This is a genomic window from Shewanella sp. Isolate13 (assembly GCF_022398325.1).
Classification (GTDB): Bacteria; Pseudomonadota; Gammaproteobacteria; order Enterobacterales; family Shewanellaceae; genus Shewanella.
The window spans coordinates 31,107-49,358 of sequence record NZ_JAKEVD010000007.1 but is presented as its reverse complement, the minus strand read 5'-3'; the positions used below and the strand labels follow the sequence as shown (position 1 = coordinate 49,358).

Sequence of the window (18,252 nt, the reverse complement as noted above, 5' to 3'; positions counted from 1 at the left end):
GAGGAAAACACTCAATGACTGAACAAGTTTGGATCCTCGACGACGATAGCTCGATACGTTGGGTATTAGAAAAGGCACTTCAAAGTGCCAAATTTAGCTGTGCTAGTTTCGCAGCGGCCGAGTCGTTGTGGGAAGCATTAGAGATGGCGCAGCCACAGGTGATCGTCTCAGACATACGTATGCCGGGTACCGATGGTTTAACACTGCTAGAACGATTACAGAATCACTATCCGCATATACCCGTTATCATCATGACTGCGCATTCCGATCTCGACAGCGCGGTGAGCGCCTATCAGGCGGGCGCCTTTGAGTATCTGCCCAAGCCTTTCGACATCGATGAGGCGATCTCACTGGTCGAGCGCGCACTCACCCACGCCAATGAACAGTCCTCCACCATCACCGCAGAGGAGCCGCTAGTCGCCACACCGGAGATCATTGGTGAAGCCCCTGCGATGCAGGAAGTCTTTAGAGCCATCGGTCGCCTTTCTCGCTCCTCCATTAGCGTATTGATTAACGGTCAATCGGGTACGGGTAAAGAGCTGGTCGCCAGCGCGCTGCACAAACACAGCCCACGTAAGGGTAAGCCCTTTATTGCCATCAACATGGCCGCTATTCCAAAAGATCTGATTGAATCTGAACTATTTGGCCATGAGAAAGGAGCGTTTACGGGGGCGGGCAGCGTACGCCAAGGTCGCTTCGAGCAAGCCAATGGCGGCACCCTGTTCCTAGATGAAATTGGCGATATGCCTCTAGACGTTCAGACACGATTACTGCGTGTGCTGGCCGATGGTCAGTTCTATCGTGTAGGTGGCCATTCGCCGGTGCAGGTGGATGTGCGCATTATCGCCGCTACCCATCAAAACCTTGAGCAATTGGTACACCAAGGGGATTTTCGTGAAGATCTGTTCCACCGCTTAAACGTCATTCGCGTACACCTGCCCCCATTGTCTCAGCGCCGTGAAGATATCCCCCAGCTTGCGCGTCATTTCTTGATGATCGCCGCCAAGGAGATAGGTGTTGAGCCTAAGGTGCTGACCAAGGAAACTGCCACTAAGTTATCGCAACTGCCTTGGCCGGGTAATGTGCGCCAGCTTGAAAACACCTGTCGCTGGTTAACCGTGATGGCATCAGGGCAAGAGATCTTGCCACTAGATCTACCGCCAGAGCTGCTACAAGAACCTAAATTCAGCCCTGTTCAAACTAGCGATAGCGACGACTGGCAAGGCGCACTAAAGCTGTTTATCGACCAGAGGCTCACCGATGGCGACAGTGATCTACTCACCGAAGTGCAACCCGCGTTCGAGCGCATCTTACTGGAAACGGCACTTAAGCATACCAATGGCCACAAACAGGAAGCAGCCAAGCGCCTAGGTTGGGGTCGCAACACCTTGACCCGTAAACTTAAAGAACTAGAGATGGATTAATACCAATTAGTATAAAGATTTGGTCGCTCAGCGAGAGTTTAGCGGCACTGAGACAAGGCAACGAGTGAAGAGCATAGTTATTCTACGTTCAAGCTTGTTAACGCAGTATCAGAGCCGCTAAAACTCGCCATTCTGGAGCGTTTTTGGCTGCCTACTTCAGCGTTGAATAACTTCACAAGGGAGTAACCATTCTTTCAGTTATTCGCCTTGAATTAGTTTGCCAAAATCGCTCTGAGTAGATCAACTTCTTATACTAATTGGTATAACTGCTCATAACGACATACAACAAAAAAAGGATATCCAATGGATATCCTTTTTTGTTGTAAGGCAATCGCTACACTGGGTCTTGGTGAATAATCACCTCGGACTCGACAAACTCCTCCCGCACCCGTTCTGAAGTTTTCACCGCTATTTTATGAGCTTGATGCAGGCTCAAATCGCCATCCAGTTCTAGATGGAACTGAATAAACATCGTCTTGCCAGACTCACGGGTTCGCAAATCATGGATCCCCTTAACTTGTGGATCGAGCATAGCTATTTCGGTGATCTTTGCTCGGGTTTCATCATCTAACTCTCTATCGAGCAGCGATTGCACCGAGCGATAGGCTAAACCAATCGCTTGCTGACCAATAAACAATGCAATTAACAGCGCAAATAAGCCATCGGCCCACCACCAGCCGTACTGAGACAGAACTAACGCCAGCAATACCGCGGCGTTTAGGAATAGATCCGACTTGTAATGTAGCGCATCGGCTTCAACCACTGTGCTTGAGGTCGCCGCTAAAGCCTTTTTCTGCAGTATGACTAGCGCAAGAGTCAGCACAATTGCGATAATCGATACAATCACACCTAAGGTCGCGTGCTGCACCTCAACAGGATTAATCAGACGCTCTCCGCCATGCAAGAGTAGTAAGAAAGCGGAGCCAAGAATAAAGGCTGATTGCGCCAGCGCAGCGAGAGGCTCGGCCTTACCATGCCCGTATCTATGGTCTTGATCGGCAGGTACGATAGCGTAGCGAATGGCAATAAAGTTAACGATCGATGCCAGCGCATCTGCAAAGGAGTCAGTCAAAGATGCCAACATACTGGCTGAGCCAGAGTACATCCATGCCGCAAGCTTGATGGTGATAAGGGTTAAAGCTGTCGCAACTGCAGCGCGGCTGGCCAGCTTAACCCAGAAATCGTATTGGGAAGTTTCATTCATAAAATCTGTTTACTGTTAAAGTAAGGGAAGCACAGATTCTAAGTCTATAACAAACGAGAGGGAAAAACTGATGATTTCCCTCAAGTTACTAGCAATCGGCCTAATAGAAAAAGTCTATTAAACTCGAATGAGTTCGAAAGGTCTTCAAAGCACAGGCTAATTATCTTTTGTGATGCTTAGCAAAACGCTGCTTAAACTTTTCTTGCTGCTCAGGAGTCAGCAACTGATACGCTTGATTTTGTAGCTTAATAATACTGACAGCCTTCTGTTGACGTGCCTCTTGTTTAGCCGCCAGTGCTTGCTTAACCGCCTCTTCGTTGAAGTTAGTAGTGGTGATGAAATCTAACATCTGCTGTTTTTGTGCGGCGCGTGCCTCTTTAGAAGGACGGTTTTGTTGCATCTGCTCACGATGAGCACTGAATAGCGCTTTCATCTCCGTCTTCTGCTCATCGGTTAGGTCTAAACCGCGAAACATCTTACGCAAGTCATTATGACCAGCACGCTCACCATGCATCTGGTGATGACCATTTTTACCATGTCCATCACGTGAACCATCTTGATAATTGCCTGCATTTACACCCGCAGTTAGTAATGCTGTGCTGGCCACTATGGCAAGCAAACCTGCTTTTAACGTATTCTTTTTCATCATGGTAGCCTCAATAATTGTGCTTAGACCCGCTAAGCTTGATTTGACGCTTACCAGTTTAGTCGGCTTAACGTAATGTTGGGTTTATATAGCGTAAAGCTCTGTAAAGCAGTTTAAATATCCGGCCACACTTAGATCTTTACGTTGAATTACACTCCTAAACCGCAATTGACATCAAACAGGGTATACTCAGCAGAGTAAGAGTAGATAAAAGGGTAAATATGAGCCGTATATTGTTGGTAGATGATGACTTAGGTCTATCAGAGTTGCTTGCACAACTGCTGGAACTTGAAGGTTTCGAGCTAACACTCGCCCACGATGGGCAGGCAGGGCTCGATCTCGCTTTAGCGCAGCAGTTCGACCTAATCTTACTCGATGTCATGCTGCCCAAACTTAATGGTTTTGAAGTACTGCGCGCCCTGCGTAGCAAGAAACAGACGCCGGTATTGATGCTAACGGCCCGCGGTGACGAAATCGATCGCGTGGTCGGCTTAGAGATCGGTGCCGATGACTACCTACCTAAGCCATTTAACGACAGAGAACTGGTGGCTCGTATTCGCGCCATCATCCGTCGTACCCATATTCAGCCGAGTGAGACGCCACAATCGACTTACCAGTACGGCGATATTCAATTGGATCCTGCTCGTCAGGAGGTCCATTGCCAAGATCAGCTCATCATCCTCACTGGCACCGAGTTCAGCTTACTGTGTGAGCTAGTAAAAAATGCAGGCGAGCTAGCAAGCAAAGAGGTCTTAAGCGAAAAAGTACTCGGCAAAAAACTGATGCCTTTCGACCGTAGCTTAGATATGCACCTTTCTAATCTACGTAAGAAGATGCCTGAACGTGACGATGGTCGCCCAAGAGTAAAAACGATACGCGGTAAAGGCTACATCTGGTTACCCTAAATGCAGCTGACAAAAAATCCCAATAATATATTCGTTAAGCTACTACTGGGCTTTTGGCTCTGCAGCTCGCTGATCATCGCACTCATCGGGCTGCTACCTCTGTTGCAGCAAAACCACGATCAATCTGAACTTCCGATACCACTGAAGCGCATGCTTGAACGTAGCGCCGAGCGCATCGCCAGCAACCCGCAAATATTAGGCTCTGAAAAACTGAAGCATTGGAGCCGCTTTAAAGAGTTTAAAGGCCGCCCAGCGCGGATCTATCTTGTCGATGAGTATGGCAAGGTACTCAACAGCCATAAACAATCACGCTCCTTGAGACGCTTTATGTTGATGGCCGATGAAGCTGGCCATCCAATTAAGCATCAATTTAGAGATGAGCTGATATTTGGGCCTTACAACTTCAAAGTAGAAGGTAACCCCTACAGCTTATACGGCCGCTTACCCGAGCACCACCCAAGACCCTGGTTCTTCTTCTTTATCGACAATAAGATCTTAACTCTCAGCATCGCGATCCTGCTATCAGGCTTGCTATGTGGTTTATTCGCCTGGCATCTTGGTAAGCCACTGCGCTCACTCAAACGCAGCGCCGATGCCCTTGCCGATGGCGATTTAAGTAGCCGTGTCGATATGGCGACCGCCCAGCGCAACGATGAAATTGGCCAGCTGGCTCAAGCCTTTAATGGCATGGCCGACTCGGTAGAGGATATGGTTAAGAGTCAGCAAAGATTGATCAGCGATATCTCCCATGAGCTGCGTACCCCACTGACAAGGCTAAAGCTCTCTTTGGCATTAAGCCGCAAGAAAGGCTTAGCGACACCAGAAACCGAACGCATCGAATATGAAGCCGACCAACTCGAGCAGATGATTGCCGAGCTGCTAGAACTCTCACGAGTAAAGCTCAACGCCAATGAGACAAAACGCAACTTAGAGTTATCGGAAAGCTTAAGCCAAGTGTTAGATGACGCCGATTTCGAGGCCCAGCAACAGCAGAAACAACTGTATATCGATATCGATGAATCGATTATTCTGCCACTGTACCCAAGACCACTATGCCGCGCGGTGGAAAACCTGCTGCGAAATGCGATTCGCTATGCCGATACTCGCGTCTCGATTCAAGCGATTGCCACAACCAGCAGTGTTCAGATAGAGATTATCGATGATGGCCCGGGGATCAGTGATGAGGCCGACTTAGAAGCGATCTTTAAACCTTTTTACCGTCCACAGTCTGCCCGTGAAAGGGAATCCGGTGGCTGGGGGTTAGGCCTAGCAATTGCCAAAGCGGCAATTCAAGCCCATCAAGGCAAGATAACAGCTGAAAACCAGCAGCCTAATGGCTTAAAGATCAGTATCAGCCTGCCGCTACACTAATATTCCTAGCGCTAAGCGGCATTTGCCGCTGGCTCTAGCTGAGCAAGCCAACTAGCGTACTCAGGCTGTTTAGGAATACGCTTATTTGAATGCCCCATCAGCTGCGCGAGTGCATAGCTAAATTGATAGTACAGGCAGGCATCATCATACGCCTTACCCGCATCGTCACAGTTAATCAATGCGCCGCGCAGATAGTTAGCCACCAACTCCGCGCGGTTAAACCCTTCTACGACGCCGACTGACTTAATCAGCTCATTATTCCATTGAATGTACTCACCATAAATCTGCTCGAATGCGGCTCGGTTATCATCAGTCACCAGCTCTAGCAGTTCAGGGTTCGGCATCACGCGGGAGATGATAAACCGATCATATAAAAGATCGTCTCTTAGTCCCCAACAGTGATGCATGAGGAATCGAGTTAAATAATCACTGTATTGCGCATCATCGATGGCCGCTCTCTCAAGACGTTTTCTGTAATGCGCCGTTGCAACGGCCACCACTAAATCTGCCTCTGAGGGAAAATGATTGTAGATGGTGCCCTTAGAGATCTGGCTCGCCTCAACTAGGTGAGAGCGCCGCAAGTCGAAGCTCTTATGCCCCCGTAAACAACGCTCGGCAATATCCGTTAAGTAGCTTTCTCGCTGCTGCCAGTTACTCATGTCGACCTCTTCACAAATCTAACAATCAATTGAAATTCACGTCACATTCATAAAGTAGCAGCCTAGCGGCACTGGGGGTATTGAGTAATACTGATACCACTATGAATAAACTCAATAGCCTATGTTAAAAATCGAACTATTAGAGAGCTTCATTGCGGTTGTAGAGTGTGGCAACTTATCTAAAGCTGCTGAAAAACTTTGTCGCACCCAGTCAACTTTAAGCCTGCAAATCAAAAAGTTAGAGGAGAGCGTCGGTCAACCTTTGCTGTTAAGAGACAACAAAGGGGTCACCATGACCGAGTCCGGCAAGACGCTACTCAACTACGCCTATAAGATGTTGCAGCTCAGTTCTCAAGCGATTGACGAGCTAAAAGATTGTCAAAACCGTGAAGTCATACGACTCGGGGTGCCGACTGACTACATCAATCGTTACCTAGGCAGCTGCCTGCTAGAGTTTATTCGTGAATTTACCTGTATTGAGTTAGTCATAGATACCGATGTCAGTGGCAATCTCTATAAGCGGCTGCATAATGGCGAGTTCGATGTGATTGTCGCAACCCATTGGCAGGCCCCAGCAGCAGGGCATGGCGAGTTGCTATTTGAGCGCCGTTTTCATTGGGTTGCCGCAAAAGGTGGCAGTGCCCATAAACGCGAAACCGTGCCTATGGCACTGTATCCTGAAAACTGTCCGATCCGTGCCCAGGTTTTTGCCAATCACCAGATCTCCATGCGTCCCATGAGCGTTCTGCTATCGACACCTTCACCTGCAGCCATGTGTATGGCGGTGGAGAATGATCTCGTTATCGCCCCGATTGCCGAATTTCGTATCAGCGATAAGATGCAGATCATCGACCCGATTGAGCATAACATTCCGCCGCTTCCGCCCTTTAATGAGTCACTGTATCTCAACCCTGACACGCAAACAGAAGCGACTGATCAGCTTATTAATCTAATTAAAGCCAACGTGCAGGAGTTGGGTGAAGTACCACAATCCAGTCTACAGGGCTAATCCGCATTTAGCCTAAAAGTAAGGAAGCCACCTTCTGGACTAGGTGGTTTAGAGCTAAAAAACAAAAATGCCAACCCGGTGGTTGGCATTTTGCTATCGACTGCTATCTAAACGGCAATAACTAGAAATAGTAAGCAAAATTGATATTGAAGCGGTGGTTCCAGTGATCATCGCTTTGGACTAAGCCTAAGCTATTGCCACCCAACCAGAGCACATTCTTCGCCATGTAGTAGTCCACATACACAAAGACTGGACCATAGGCCATTGAAATCCCCATAGTATTCAATAATGAGTCATCAAACTCATCAAAATCTGGCTGTACCATACTGAAATCATTATAAAGAGTTAAACTGCCCCATGAAGTGCCAACACTCTTAGACAGGTTAGCGGTATAGATATTTCCCTTGCTCGCGACCTCGTAAAAACCATCGAGCATGCCCATACCTATCTTATTGGGATCGATTTGACCATCATCATACTGATCAAAATCAAACGCTAAATATTGAGCTTGCAAACCCCAGCCGTCATAATTCAGATCAAGATGCACGGCGTAATTAAGCGTGTCGCCATTCTCACCAAATTCTGAGTTATACAGCTGACCATATTCAATAGAAGCGCCGATAATCGTAGTCAAATCACCACTGTTTAAGGTAAAGCTTTGACGACCAGCAAGGGTATTGGTCTCTTCGTTGTTATAGGTGGTATCACCTACAGTGCCTTTCGCGACTGTACCGGCAAAATCCCGATGATCTGTAGAGCCATAGATGGCATTTTTAATGAATGCGACTTCGGTTAATGAACTACCATTTTGATATTGAGCGCTCACACCTAGACCATAATCATCCTCAAACCCCATATAGTAATTCAGACTGTACCACCAGTTGTGGGACGCGTACCCCTTATTACCAAAGGGTTTACTGATAGCACCACCGCTTATTGTAAGGTCTTCATTGGCATCCCAATAAGCATAACCATACTTTAAATGATCATAACCATCATAAAATCGATATTCGGCTTTAACGCCAATATCATTCCATTTATCAGAAAAAGTAATAGAAAATAAATTAAAATCAAAATCACCTAATTTATCTTTTGAAGATTCTGAATAGTCACTGTAGCTATAGTTTACCCTTACCGAACCGCCAATCTCCAAATCATCGGCTAAGGCATATTGGCTTGTCATAGCTATAATGCTCACTAGCGGTAACACTAAATTCTTTTTTTTCATCAGATACATCCCTTCCAACTTCAATTTATATCTTCTTATATTTATAGGCGGCAGCTTTTGCCAACCGCCTTTTATCGCAATTACCACTTCAGCTTAGTAAGATCACACTGGATCACTTCACCGCGTTTAGCTGGTGTGCCGGGGTTCTTGGCAGATTCACACAATAGGGTGGTGCCATAATCATTGCGTTTATCATGGGCATTACTTCTCGCCCATACAGACACAATCGCACGCTCTTCGGGGTTAGCCTCACAGCTACCATCGATATCAAACGCATGTATCGTATTCTGGTGGAAATAGATCAATGGATCTTGTTCACTACTACCCGAACGCCACATAGTTTGCGAATTATGCTGGCCCTCATCAAACTGTACTCGACGGATCTTGTCATCCTCTTCAACTGTTTTAACCAGTGGCGAGTCTTCGCGTATAGCCATAGTTTTAAACTGATTAGTACACGCGGGGATACGCATATTGTAGTACATCTCAGAGATCGCATGATTATGGAACGGATACAAGGTATCTACCGACTGTACTGTCATACCCACCTCGGCTCCGACTTTTTCACCGTTAATCTCATCGATACGCAGTAACCCCCAATGACCGAAGATCTCGGCATAAGCATAACCACCACGAATATTATTAAAGTTCTTATCGTTACGCTTGCTCTCTTCGGCGTACATAGGGAACCAACCCGCTGCAGCCCATAGGTTTGGTAAAGAGTTGGCGCTAATGTCATAGGGGAAGACGGCTGGCATTTTCACTTCATCGCCAGTCACCATCTTATAAAAGTTTTTAGTAAAGCTTTCGCCATACTTCTTCACTTGTTTATCTGTCACCTTCTCATCGAAAAACTCTTCAAATGTGGTGCGCTTAAAATGCTGAGCAACCGGGGAGTTCTTGGTTAGCTCACCACCGGGATTGTAAATCCAACTCACATCTTCACGTGCGCCAAAGCATCTCTTTGCTTCGTCTGCATTATTAATTACTTGATAGATGTTTTTTACCATCAGCTTCATATCGCGCCTGTCCATCACGCAAATATGCTGACCGCCCTCGGTTGAATCTATCATGGCAGTATCTGAATTTAAGCAGCCGCTAGCCTGATCGTTAGTCAATGCAACGGCATAAGCCTCAAGGTAGCTTAGAGTCTCGTCCCATAAGATATCGATATACTTTTGATCTCTCGCACTATATTGAGGTGAGTCACCTAAACACTGAAATTGCGCATTCTCAATATCATTCTTATCGAGAAAATCAGGAATATCTGCAGCGACAACACTACTTGATAATAACAAAGACCCGAACAAAAAATTAAACCTCATACATCACCCTTTAATATTTTTTTAATAAGTAAGCCCTTTTCTAAATGAAATAATAAACATGGAATTAATTCCAAAAAACTAGCAAGCTCAACATAAACAACATGCAATGTTGTATAGCTCACAATCACGGCTAAAAACACAAATCAAAATAAAGGCTATTTATAAAACACAGTAAATAGCAAAAATGGTCACAGACACGCCATCCGTGGCGCAGCTGTAATGGGGAGCATCTTCTAGCTAAAGCCTGTCACCATTTGTGCTAAAAAAGATCGCAAGAATTAAATTTTTAATTAGATAACGTACTTTAAAGAGAACATCACACGATTTAATTCCGCTGAATCGTTATTCTGCTTAGTATTCTCAGCATACATATACTCAACACCCACTGTAATTGGCTTAATTGGTGAATATAATAAGTTGATATAGCCAGAATAGGACTCTTTATTAACTTTTCCACCCGTTAAAGACTCATTATTATCAGCTTTGAAACCTGATAGAGTGATACTAGAGCGCCACTTTTCATTCCACCAATGACGATAAGATACAAAGCCTCCGTAAGAGTCGATAGTTTCAATATCACCATTGTTATCAATGACACCTGCATTGGCATAGTTCAATGCCATATAACGACCTAAGCCCGATCCCGCTGTAGCGGAGAACTTAAGATCATCGTTACCAACAGGAACAACACCAGTCATACTCATGCCGTATGCCATTTCCTGTGAATCGTAGTTTGCATCTTCAATATTTAATTGGCGCACTAAAGCTGCAAAAGAATACTTAGATCCACCTTGGGTATTGATGTTATAACGAGCAATAAAATCAGGAACCATGCCACTACCGCTAGTAAGTCTTCCTCCACCCATATCAACATTTGCAGTCAATGTTGTTTCAGGGTTTTCTATCGCAAACTGAAAACCACCATTGGTGTAACGAACCTGTGTTTGACGAACGAATGGTGTACCTTCTGCGGCACCAACAAAGTCTAGGTTTTCAGGCAATGCAGCTGGATTTTGAAAAGTCGTCCAAGTTTGACCAACTAACCAATTATCGAAGCTTACTAGCGCATGACGAATTCTAGGAGAGTAACTATTCGACACGCGTTCATTACCATCCGCATGCGTCATAAAGTCTAACTCTATAAACCCTTTTAACTTATGCCCATTAATATTACTGAGGGAACTAAAGTTAAATCTTGACTCTCTAGCTTGAAAGTCAACAACTTGCTCTCCATTATCAGAAACACCATATATAGTCCCAGGCACATAAAACTGTCTCGAAATATGACCTGAATCAGGTGCACCATTACTATAATCACTAAACATTACGTCAGCTTTTACATATCCACCAAATTTAAAAGTAGTATCACTAGCATTTGCACTACTACTTAAAATAACTAAAACAGACAAAGCCAATATATTTTTATTCATCATTCACCACCGTAATTATTAATATAAATACAACCAATCTTTCATAGAAATAATACAGTTGGAACCAATTCCAAAAACAAATGAAACACACACTTAACAGCGTGCACCAGAAGATATATCAATTTCGTTAACAAGGTCGCATAAAAAAACCCTCAATAAGAATTGAGGGTCAAAAATAAAACAATGCAGGGAAAAAAGGCCATAAATTAATTATGGCCCGCACTCATTATTTAGTGTGGTTGAGATGAAACCACACTAAATATAATTGAGTTAATCTTACTTCTTAAATTTATCAAACTTAAACGTATGACAGTTGCTACATAGTGGTTGCTTAGTACCATGTTCGCTATGACATTCTTGGCAAGGAAGCTCTTTGCCATAGTGCAAGTTGTTATGTGGATTCTGCCACTTATCTTCTTCACTACGTGCAGTTTGCTCTGCTAAGTCATCAACATCATGACACTGTAAACAAGCCTGATCCGATGGGAATTGCTTAATGCCATTGTCATGACATGTTTTACAATCTTTTCCGATCACTTCTTTATGGTGGTCACGTATTTCTACAGCTTGTGCAGACAAGGTTAGTAGGCAACCAAAGGTTAGCGCTAATACCGCTTTTAATTTACTCATCGCTCATTCCTCTTATTATCTGGCAAACTTAGGCTTTCATGACACTGCGTGCAGCTGTCATACCCATCACCATGCATTCAGGAATTGAGCAACTACCTAAACGGCTCACACCATGAATACCACCACACACTTCACCGGCTGCGTATAGCCCAGGAATTGACTGTCCTGTAAAGCTGTCTTTTACTTCGGCTTTAGTGTTGACCTGCACACCACCTTGGCAATAGTGCACTTTTGGCCATAAGCGAACCACGGTAAATGGTGCTTGAATGTACTTGTCTTTGGCCTTGGTCATGTTCTTGCCAAACTGCTTATCATCACCGGTCTTAACGTACTCGTTGTACTCAGCAATTTGTGCTTTAAGCGGTGCTAATGGCACATCAAAATGCTTAGCCAACTCTTCAACAGAGTCGAACTTCCAACCCACGTTGTACTTGATCACTTTCTTGGTATTTGGATGCTTCTTAGAATCCTTGTAGCTAGTGATCAAGATAGGAGGCAATGCGTTACCTTTCTCGTCGCGGCAAGCAAGTTCTGCATCGGCACGAGTCTTACGGTCAGCAATTTCGTTCATGAAACGCTTACCCGTTAAACGGTTAACAGCCATTGAATGTGGGAAATTGTAGATAGAGTAATTAGACACATAGCCAAAACCACCTTCATCTGGCGACGCCCAAGGACCAGACTGGATGTGTGCTAGATGCACTGGAATAGCGCCGAGACGGAACATCTCGTACATACCTTCACCTGTCGCACCCGGTGCGTTAGTACAACCGACTTCAGATGTCAGGGTCGGATCTTGCGCCATGCGCAGATCAACATTTTGCGCGAAACCACCTGTAGCCATGATCACGCCACGCTTAGCGCGGATGTTAATAACATCGCCTGGCTGCTCTTCACCGAAGTGATAGTTCTGACGCATTTTCACGCCAACCACTTCGCCTTTATCACCCACTAAGAAACCTTCGAACTTAGCACGGTTATGGGTATGAACGCCTAACTTACGGCACTCTTGTAACAAAGGCTGAGTGATACCCGCACCACAGCTCACTGTGGTTTGGTAGGTACGCGCCACTGAGTGACCACCTAACTGCTGTAGATAAGGGTGATATTCAGAACCCGCATCTAATGTCATCTGCAATGCTTCAACCGCATGCTCGGCTACATGGCGAAGCAGTGCTTCATCGGCAATACCGCGACCAGACTTAAGCTGATCGTTAACCATACGATCAACTGAATCTTTAACGCCTTCTTGCTTCTGCATCGGCGTACCTGGTGCTGCAAATAAGCCACCATTGATGGCTGAGTTTCCGCCAAAATACGACATCTTCTCAAAGATATGTACGTCTTTTGCGCCTTTACGCGTGGCTTCAATCGCCGCCGCCAATCCCGCAAAACCCGAACCAATAATTAGGACTTCAACTTCTTTGTCCCATTTAACGCCATCCGCTTTCTCAGATACGGCCAGTGCTGGTGCAGCCATCGCGACACCTGCTGCAGCTCCGAATCCTTTAATGAAATTACGGCGTCCTAGCAGATCTTTATTGCTCATCTGTCATCACCCTATTAGTTTTATTAGACGCAATAATCATAGGGCTGGAATGAGTTCCAAAACGGGAGTTAAACAAAGGTTTCCAAGAAACAATAAAATAACATCTACAAACTCAAAGCTAGATCCAATGTTTGAGTTTTTTACTACTTTAGGAGTATTTTGGAACCGATTCCAAACGCTGACAGATAGCAAACTATCAAGCAACAATCACAATACACATCTGACTTAGCACTGTTTTATTTGATTTACTCGATTAGCCAGATAGCACAAACGAGGCAACACAGAAGACCCTTCTTCGGCACAGAGCCCAAAAGTTAACCCATTGTAACAAACAGACTGTTTAACCACCGCACCACTAACCGCCCCTGTTAAAATATTCTTAGATAATATTTTCGGCCTACAAACTTCTATGCCATCATTATGTGAGTAAGCTTAAATAAGTCTCATTAAAACAGCGAATAACGCTAATGTTGCTAAGCCAAGGATTTTATGGAATTAGAAGAGATCTACCGCCAAGATCTAAGCCTGTTGATCGCTCTACAGATCTTGGTCGAAGAGCGTAGCGTCACCCAAGCGGCTAAGCGTTTACACCTCAGTCAATCTGCCACCAGTCGCATTCTCGCGCGCCTTAGGGAGATGCTCAACGATCCGCTATTTTCTCGTGTTGGTCAGCAACTCGTGCCGACCTCGTTCGCATTAGAGTGCTACCAACAGTTACGCCAACCCACGGGCCAACTGATTGAGTTGCTCACCCCTAAAGCCTTTGTGCCCGAAGAGTGTCAGCAGCAATTTTCTATCGCCGTGACCGATTATGCTATGCAGGCGTTAATCCCTTTTATTCTGCCTAGTATTTACCAACAAGCACCACAGATCCGACTTGAGGTTGTGCCCGTACAACAGAAAGAGTTACAGGCGCAGCTCAGCGTAAAAGGCGCGGATATGGCAATCTGCCGCGCCATTGGCCAAACCGGAAATTTACAGCAGACCTTTCTCGGCAAGGTGGGAGTCAGCTGCTTGCTGTCACCGAATCATCCGCTGGCAAATAGCGATATCACCCTAGAAGATTATCTGCACTACCCTCATGCAACGATTGCAATTAGTGATGGGGTAAAGGCATTGCTCGATGATGCCATTAGTCAGTATCCACCGCGCACCGAGCTATTGAGAACCCCGCACTTAGATACAGCACTAGCACTGCAATCGGTGAATCCATTGATTATTACCCTGCCCGAAGGCATGGCTGAAATGGCTGCCCAACGACATAAACTAAAAGTAAAACCCCTGCCATTTAAGCTGCAAAGCTTAGACTACAACCTGTTCTGGCATTCTCGCTGCGATCAAGATAAGGCACAGCGATGGCTGCGTGAAGAGATGGCAAACGCGATCAAAGAGCTGCTGTCACAGACGCCACAAAATATGCAATAAACAAAGTACTAGGCCCTAGGACGCTTCGCTGCGAGGACGGGCTGCGCCCTGCTAGGAACAGCAAAGACCAAAAGCACCACCCTTGCCACTTCTTAGCTTTTCCGACTTTTTCGTCTTTGCTTTTCCTAGAACCTAGAACCTTTCTTAGCCTTTCCGACTTTTTCGGCTTTGCTTTTCCTAGAACCTAGGACCTTTCTTAGCCTTTCCAGCTTTTCCCGCTTTATGTAGGTCGGCATTTATGCCGTCAATACGATATGTATCAATAAGATATGGATTGTACTGCAGATTGGAATCGTGGATGAATAACTAGAGCCTAATGGGCTAAAGCCCAACCTACAGGAGAGAACAGACTTTTCCGTCAGCATAGCGTTCCGTAAGTGACGCAGTCACGCTCCCTAGGCCGCAGGCCGTTCGTCTCAGCTTTTCCTAGATCCTAGGACGCTTCGCTGCGAGGACGGACTGCGCCCTGCTAGGAACAGCAAAGACCAAAAGCACCACCCTTGCCGCTTCTTAGCTTTTCCGGCTTTTCCGTCTCAGCCTTTCCTAGGATCTAGTACCTCTCTTATCCTTTCCTATGACCTTTCTTAGCCTTTCCAGCTTTTCCGTAAGTGACGCAGTCACGCTCCCTAGGCCGCAGGCCGTTCGTCTTAGCTTTCCCTAGCACCTTTCTTTTCCTTGGACCTAGGGAACCTTTTTACAACTGAACTAGCACGCGCCCTGTCACTTGGCCTTTGATAATACGCTGTGCAAATTCAGGCACCTGCTCTAACGAAATAGTCTCGCAAGCATCTTCGAAGTAGCTAGCAGGTAACAAGTTAAGTACTGCATCCCACGCCGCTTGACGCTTCTCAAATGGGCAAGCAACCGAATCAACGCCGAGAAGGTTCACGCCACGTAAGATAAATGGCATCACTGTAGTTGGTAGTGCAAAGCCCCCCGCCAAACCACAGATAGCAGCCGCGCCGCCATAATTCATCTGTGCTAGAGCCGTAGCCAATACCTTGTTACCTACGGTATCCACCACACCAGCCCAGCGCTGCTTTTCAAGCGGGCGAGCATCGACTTCAAGCTCACTACGGTCAATCACTTCGCTAGCACCAAGCTTAGTCAGCAAGGAACCATTTTGTTCGACACGACCCGAGCTTGCCACTACGCGATAACCTAACTGTGCCAGCAAGGTCACCGCAACACTACCTACGCCACCACTGGCGCCAGTCACTAAAATCTCACCGTCTTCAGGCTTAACCCCTGCATTTTGCAATGCTTGTACGCACAACATAGCCGTTAAACCTGCGGTGCCAATCTGCATCGCCTTAGCCGCGTCACAGTGGGCAGGCATTGGCACTAACCAGTCGGCTTTAACACGGGCTCTTTCGGCAAGACCACCCCAGTGATTCTCACCAACGCCCCAACCGGTAAGGATAACCTTGTCACCCGCCTTATAACGCTCATCGCTTGACTCAAGCACGGTACCCGCAAAATCGATGCCTGGCACCATAGGGAAGTTACGAATAATTTTGCCGACACCGGTAACCGCTAAACCATCTTTGTAGTTCAGTGATGAACATGAAACATCTACTAAGACTTCACCTTCAGGCAGATCCGCCTCGGTGATTTGGCGAATATTCGCCAGCGTTTTCTTTTCTTCTTGGGTCAAAACAAGTGCGTTAAACATGACAAGTTCCTATTTAAACTGATGAGAGAAGCATAGGCCATAAACATCTATGAATGAAGTGCATATTTTGCATAGAAACAATGCGCAGCATTCATAATCAAAATTCCATCACAACCAATACAGACTTTTACTCCAAAATAATCAAACACCTCAACAATATGCTACTCGACCTTCTTCCTATACCCCCATGGCAAATTTATCTACTACACTGAATTGTCGCATAAAAAACAGACAAGGAATTGTGAGCATGATCTACAACAAACCAGGAACATCCGACGCCATTATCAACTTCAAACCTCAGTACCAAAATTTCATTGGCGGTAGATGGACTAAACCCGTTAATGAGCTTTACTTTGACAACGCTTCCCCCATAGATGGTCAAGTGTTCTGCCAAGTGCCGCGTTCAGGCGCGGTCGATATTGAACTGGCACTCGATGCCGCCCATGAAGCTAAAGAAAGTTGGGGCAAAACCTCGGTAACAGAGCGCGCCAACATACTGCTAAAGATCGCCGATCGCATCGAGCAAAATATCGAGCCGCTAGCGATTGCCGAGAGCTGGGATAACGGTAAAGCCGTAAGGGAAACCTTAGCCGCAGATCTACCGCTAGTTGTCGACCACTTCCGCTATTTTGCCGGCTGTATCCGCGCCCAGGAGGGCAGCGCCGCCGATATCGATGCCAATACCGTCAGTTACCATTTCCCTGAACCCTTAGGTGTCGTCGGCCAGATCATCCCATGGAACTTTCCCCTGCTAATGGCTGCTTGGAAAATTGCTCCAGCGATGGCAGCAGGCAATTGCATCGTGCTTAAGCCTGCCGAGCAGACTCCGGCCTCAATTCTGGTGCTACTCGAACTTATCGAAGACCTACTACCAAAAGGCGTTCTCAACGTGGTTAATGGCTTTGGCACCGAGGCCGGTCAAGCCCTAGCCACCAGCAAACGTATTGCTAAGCTAGCCTTTACCGGCTCCACCGAAATCGGTCATCATATTTTAAAGTGCGCGGCCGAGTCGTTAATTCCGTCAACCGTCGAACTTGGCGGCAAGTCACCCAATATTTACTTTGCCGATGTAATGGATCACGAAGATGAATATCTAGATAAAGCGGTAGAGGGCATGCTGCTGGCCTTCTTCAACCAGGGTGAGGTCTGTACCTGTCCATCCCGAGCCCTAATTCATGAGTCTATCTACGACAAGTTTATCGCTAAGGTGATTGAGCGCTGTAAAACCATTAAACAGGGCAACCCACTCGATACCGATACTCAGGTGGGTGCACAGGCCTCTCAGGAGCAGTTCGACAAGATCTTAAGCTACTTAGACATAGGTAAAGATGAGGGCGCAGAGGTACTAATTGGCGGCAACATATGCAAGCTTGAGGGCGAGCACAGCCAAGGCTTTTACATTACACCGACCATCTTAAAGGGCACTAACAAGATGCGCATCTTCCAAGAGGAGATCTTCGGCCCGGTGATCTCAGTTACCACCTTTAAGGATGAAGCTGAGGCCTTAGCCATTGCCAACGATACCGAATACGGTCTAGGTGCTGGCGTATGGACTCGCGATATGAACACCGCTCAGCGCATGGGGCGCGGCATACAAGCGGGACGAGTATGGATTAATTGCTATCACGCCTACCCTGCTCACGCCGCCTTTGGTGGTTATAAGAAATCGGGCATTGGCCGTGAAACCCACAAGATGATGTTAGATCACTATCAAAATACTAAGAACCTGTTGATCAGCTACGATGCTAATCCACTGGGCTTCTTTTAACCCG

The 18,252-nt window shown here is 46.3% G+C and carries 15 protein-coding genes; 6 read left to right on the top strand and 9 right to left on the bottom strand.

What is annotated here, in order from left to right; genetic code table 11:
* Positions 1 to 14 precede the first annotated feature (14 nt).
* Positions 15 to 1,424 (top strand): nitrogen regulation protein NR(I), encoded by a 1,410-nt coding sequence (glnG, locus tag L1D44_RS06515; protein ID WP_239889398.1) that lies wholly within the window; start codon positions 15 to 17, stop codon positions 1,422 to 1,424.
* Positions 1,425 to 1,758: 334 nt separating this feature from the next.
* On the opposite strand, the gene L1D44_RS06510 is transcribed toward glnG, so the two are convergent.
* Both L1D44_RS06510 and L1D44_RS06505 read right to left on the bottom strand, forming a co-directional pair.
* Positions 1,759 to 2,628 carry a cation diffusion facilitator family transporter gene (locus L1D44_RS06510; RefSeq protein WP_239889397.1) on the bottom strand — a complete coding sequence of 290 codons (870 nt, stop codon included), beginning with the start codon at positions 2,626 to 2,628 and terminating at the stop codon, positions 1,759 to 1,761.
* 160 nt (positions 2,629 to 2,788) lie between these two features.
* Positions 2,789 to 3,277 (bottom strand): Spy/CpxP family protein refolding chaperone, encoded by a 489-nt coding sequence (locus L1D44_RS06505; protein ID WP_239889396.1) that lies wholly within the window; start codon positions 3,275 to 3,277, stop codon positions 2,789 to 2,791.
* A 218-nt stretch (positions 3,278 to 3,495) separates the two neighbouring features.
* On the opposite strand from L1D44_RS06505, the gene L1D44_RS06500 reads away from it, so the two are divergent.
* Both L1D44_RS06500 and L1D44_RS06495 read left to right on the top strand, forming a co-directional pair.
* Entirely contained in the window at positions 3,496 to 4,179 is a 684-nt protein-coding gene (locus tag L1D44_RS06500) for a response regulator (protein WP_239889395.1), read from the top strand.
* Complete coding sequence (locus L1D44_RS06495; RefSeq protein WP_239889394.1) at positions 4,180 to 5,550, top strand: ATP-binding protein; 1,371 nt, start codon at positions 4,180 to 4,182, stop codon at positions 5,548 to 5,550.
* Between the two features lie 11 nt (positions 5,551 to 5,561).
* On the opposite strand, the gene L1D44_RS06490 is transcribed toward L1D44_RS06495, so the two are convergent.
* Complete coding sequence (locus L1D44_RS06490; protein ID WP_239889393.1) at positions 5,562 to 6,209, bottom strand: TetR/AcrR family transcriptional regulator; 648 nt, start codon at positions 6,207 to 6,209, stop codon at positions 5,562 to 5,564.
* Between the two features lie 121 nt (positions 6,210 to 6,330).
* Here L1D44_RS06490 and L1D44_RS06485 point away from each other — a divergent pair, with 121 nt between their 5' ends.
* The gene (locus L1D44_RS06485) at positions 6,331 to 7,218 is read left to right on the top strand and encodes a LysR family transcriptional regulator (protein ID WP_239889392.1); all 888 of its coding nucleotides are present in this window, start codon (positions 6,331 to 6,333) and stop codon (positions 7,216 to 7,218) included.
* 121 nt (positions 7,219 to 7,339) lie between these two features.
* Here L1D44_RS06485 and L1D44_RS06480 read toward each other — a convergent pair whose 3' ends face one another.
* From L1D44_RS06480 to L1D44_RS06460, 5 genes are all read right to left on the bottom strand, one after another.
* Positions 7,340 to 8,446, bottom strand: a complete 1,107-nt coding sequence (locus L1D44_RS06480) for a hypothetical protein (protein WP_239889391.1) — start codon at positions 8,444 to 8,446, stop codon at positions 7,340 to 7,342.
* 80 nt (positions 8,447 to 8,526) lie between these two features.
* On the bottom strand, positions 8,527 to 9,771 hold the full coding sequence (locus L1D44_RS06475) for a hypothetical protein (protein ID WP_239889390.1): 1,245 nt from the start codon (positions 9,769 to 9,771) through the stop codon (positions 8,527 to 8,529).
* 290 nt (positions 9,772 to 10,061) lie between these two features.
* Positions 10,062 to 11,201 carry a DcaP family trimeric outer membrane transporter gene (locus L1D44_RS06470; RefSeq protein WP_239889503.1) on the bottom strand — a complete coding sequence of 380 codons (1,140 nt, stop codon included), beginning with the start codon at positions 11,199 to 11,201 and terminating at the stop codon, positions 10,062 to 10,064.
* A gap of 276 nt (positions 11,202 to 11,477) precedes the next feature.
* Positions 11,478 to 11,831, bottom strand: coding sequence for a cytochrome c3 family protein (locus tag L1D44_RS06465; RefSeq protein ID WP_239889389.1), 354 nt, complete (start codon positions 11,829 to 11,831; stop codon positions 11,478 to 11,480).
* 28 nt (positions 11,832 to 11,859) lie between these two features.
* Positions 11,860 to 13,380 (bottom strand): flavocytochrome c, encoded by a 1,521-nt coding sequence (locus L1D44_RS06460; protein WP_239889388.1) that lies wholly within the window; start codon positions 13,378 to 13,380, stop codon positions 11,860 to 11,862.
* A gap of 489 nt (positions 13,381 to 13,869) precedes the next feature.
* Here L1D44_RS06460 and L1D44_RS06455 point away from each other — a divergent pair, with 489 nt between their 5' ends.
* Entirely contained in the window at positions 13,870 to 14,805 is a 936-nt protein-coding gene (locus tag L1D44_RS06455) for a LysR family transcriptional regulator (RefSeq protein ID WP_239889387.1), read from the top strand.
* A 694-nt stretch (positions 14,806 to 15,499) separates the two neighbouring features.
* Here the strand turns inward: L1D44_RS06455 and L1D44_RS06450 are convergent.
* Positions 15,500 to 16,480, bottom strand: coding sequence for an MDR family oxidoreductase (locus L1D44_RS06450; RefSeq protein ID WP_239889386.1), 981 nt, complete (start codon positions 16,478 to 16,480; stop codon positions 15,500 to 15,502).
* Positions 16,481 to 16,727: 247 nt separating this feature from the next.
* Here L1D44_RS06450 and L1D44_RS06445 point away from each other — a divergent pair, with 247 nt between their 5' ends.
* A complete protein-coding gene (locus L1D44_RS06445) occupies positions 16,728 to 18,248 on the top strand; it encodes an aldehyde dehydrogenase family protein (RefSeq protein ID WP_239889385.1) in 1,521 nt (506 codons plus the stop codon).
* Positions 18,249 to 18,252 lie beyond the last annotated feature (4 nt).

Excerpts from the sequence above, each read along its gene's own strand:
- glnG (WP_239889398.1), top strand. The coding sequence starts at position 15 with ATGACTGAACAAGTTTGGATCCTCGACGACGATAGCTCGATACGTTGG.
- L1D44_RS06510 (WP_239889397.1), bottom strand. The coding sequence starts at position 2,628 with ATGAATGAAACTTCCCAATACGATTTCTGGGTTAAGCTGGCCAGCCGC.
- L1D44_RS06505 (WP_239889396.1), bottom strand. The coding sequence starts at position 3,277 with ATGATGAAAAAGAATACGTTAAAAGCAGGTTTGCTTGCCATAGTGGCC.
- L1D44_RS06500 (WP_239889395.1), top strand. The coding sequence starts at position 3,496 with ATGAGCCGTATATTGTTGGTAGATGATGACTTAGGTCTATCAGAGTTG.
- L1D44_RS06495 (WP_239889394.1), top strand. The coding sequence starts at position 4,180 with ATGCAGCTGACAAAAAATCCCAATAATATATTCGTTAAGCTACTACTG.
- L1D44_RS06490 (WP_239889393.1), bottom strand. The coding sequence starts at position 6,209 with ATGAGTAACTGGCAGCAGCGAGAAAGCTACTTAACGGATATTGCCGAG.
- L1D44_RS06485 (WP_239889392.1), top strand. The coding sequence starts at position 6,331 with ATGTTAAAAATCGAACTATTAGAGAGCTTCATTGCGGTTGTAGAGTGT.
- L1D44_RS06480 (WP_239889391.1), bottom strand. The coding sequence starts at position 8,446 with ATGAAAAAAAAGAATTTAGTGTTACCGCTAGTGAGCATTATAGCTATG.
- L1D44_RS06475 (WP_239889390.1), bottom strand. The coding sequence starts at position 9,771 with ATGAGGTTTAATTTTTTGTTCGGGTCTTTGTTATTATCAAGTAGTGTT.
- L1D44_RS06470 (WP_239889503.1), bottom strand. The coding sequence starts at position 11,201 with ATGAATAAAAATATATTGGCTTTGTCTGTTTTAGTTATTTTAAGTAGT.
- L1D44_RS06465 (WP_239889389.1), bottom strand. The coding sequence starts at position 11,831 with ATGAGTAAATTAAAAGCGGTATTAGCGCTAACCTTTGGTTGCCTACTA.
- L1D44_RS06460 (WP_239889388.1), bottom strand. The coding sequence starts at position 13,380 with ATGAGCAATAAAGATCTGCTAGGACGCCGTAATTTCATTAAAGGATTC.
- L1D44_RS06455 (WP_239889387.1), top strand. The coding sequence starts at position 13,870 with ATGGAATTAGAAGAGATCTACCGCCAAGATCTAAGCCTGTTGATCGCT.
- L1D44_RS06450 (WP_239889386.1), bottom strand. The coding sequence starts at position 16,480 with ATGTTTAACGCACTTGTTTTGACCCAAGAAGAAAAGAAAACGCTGGCG.
- L1D44_RS06445 (WP_239889385.1), top strand. The coding sequence starts at position 16,728 with ATGATCTACAACAAACCAGGAACATCCGACGCCATTATCAACTTCAAA.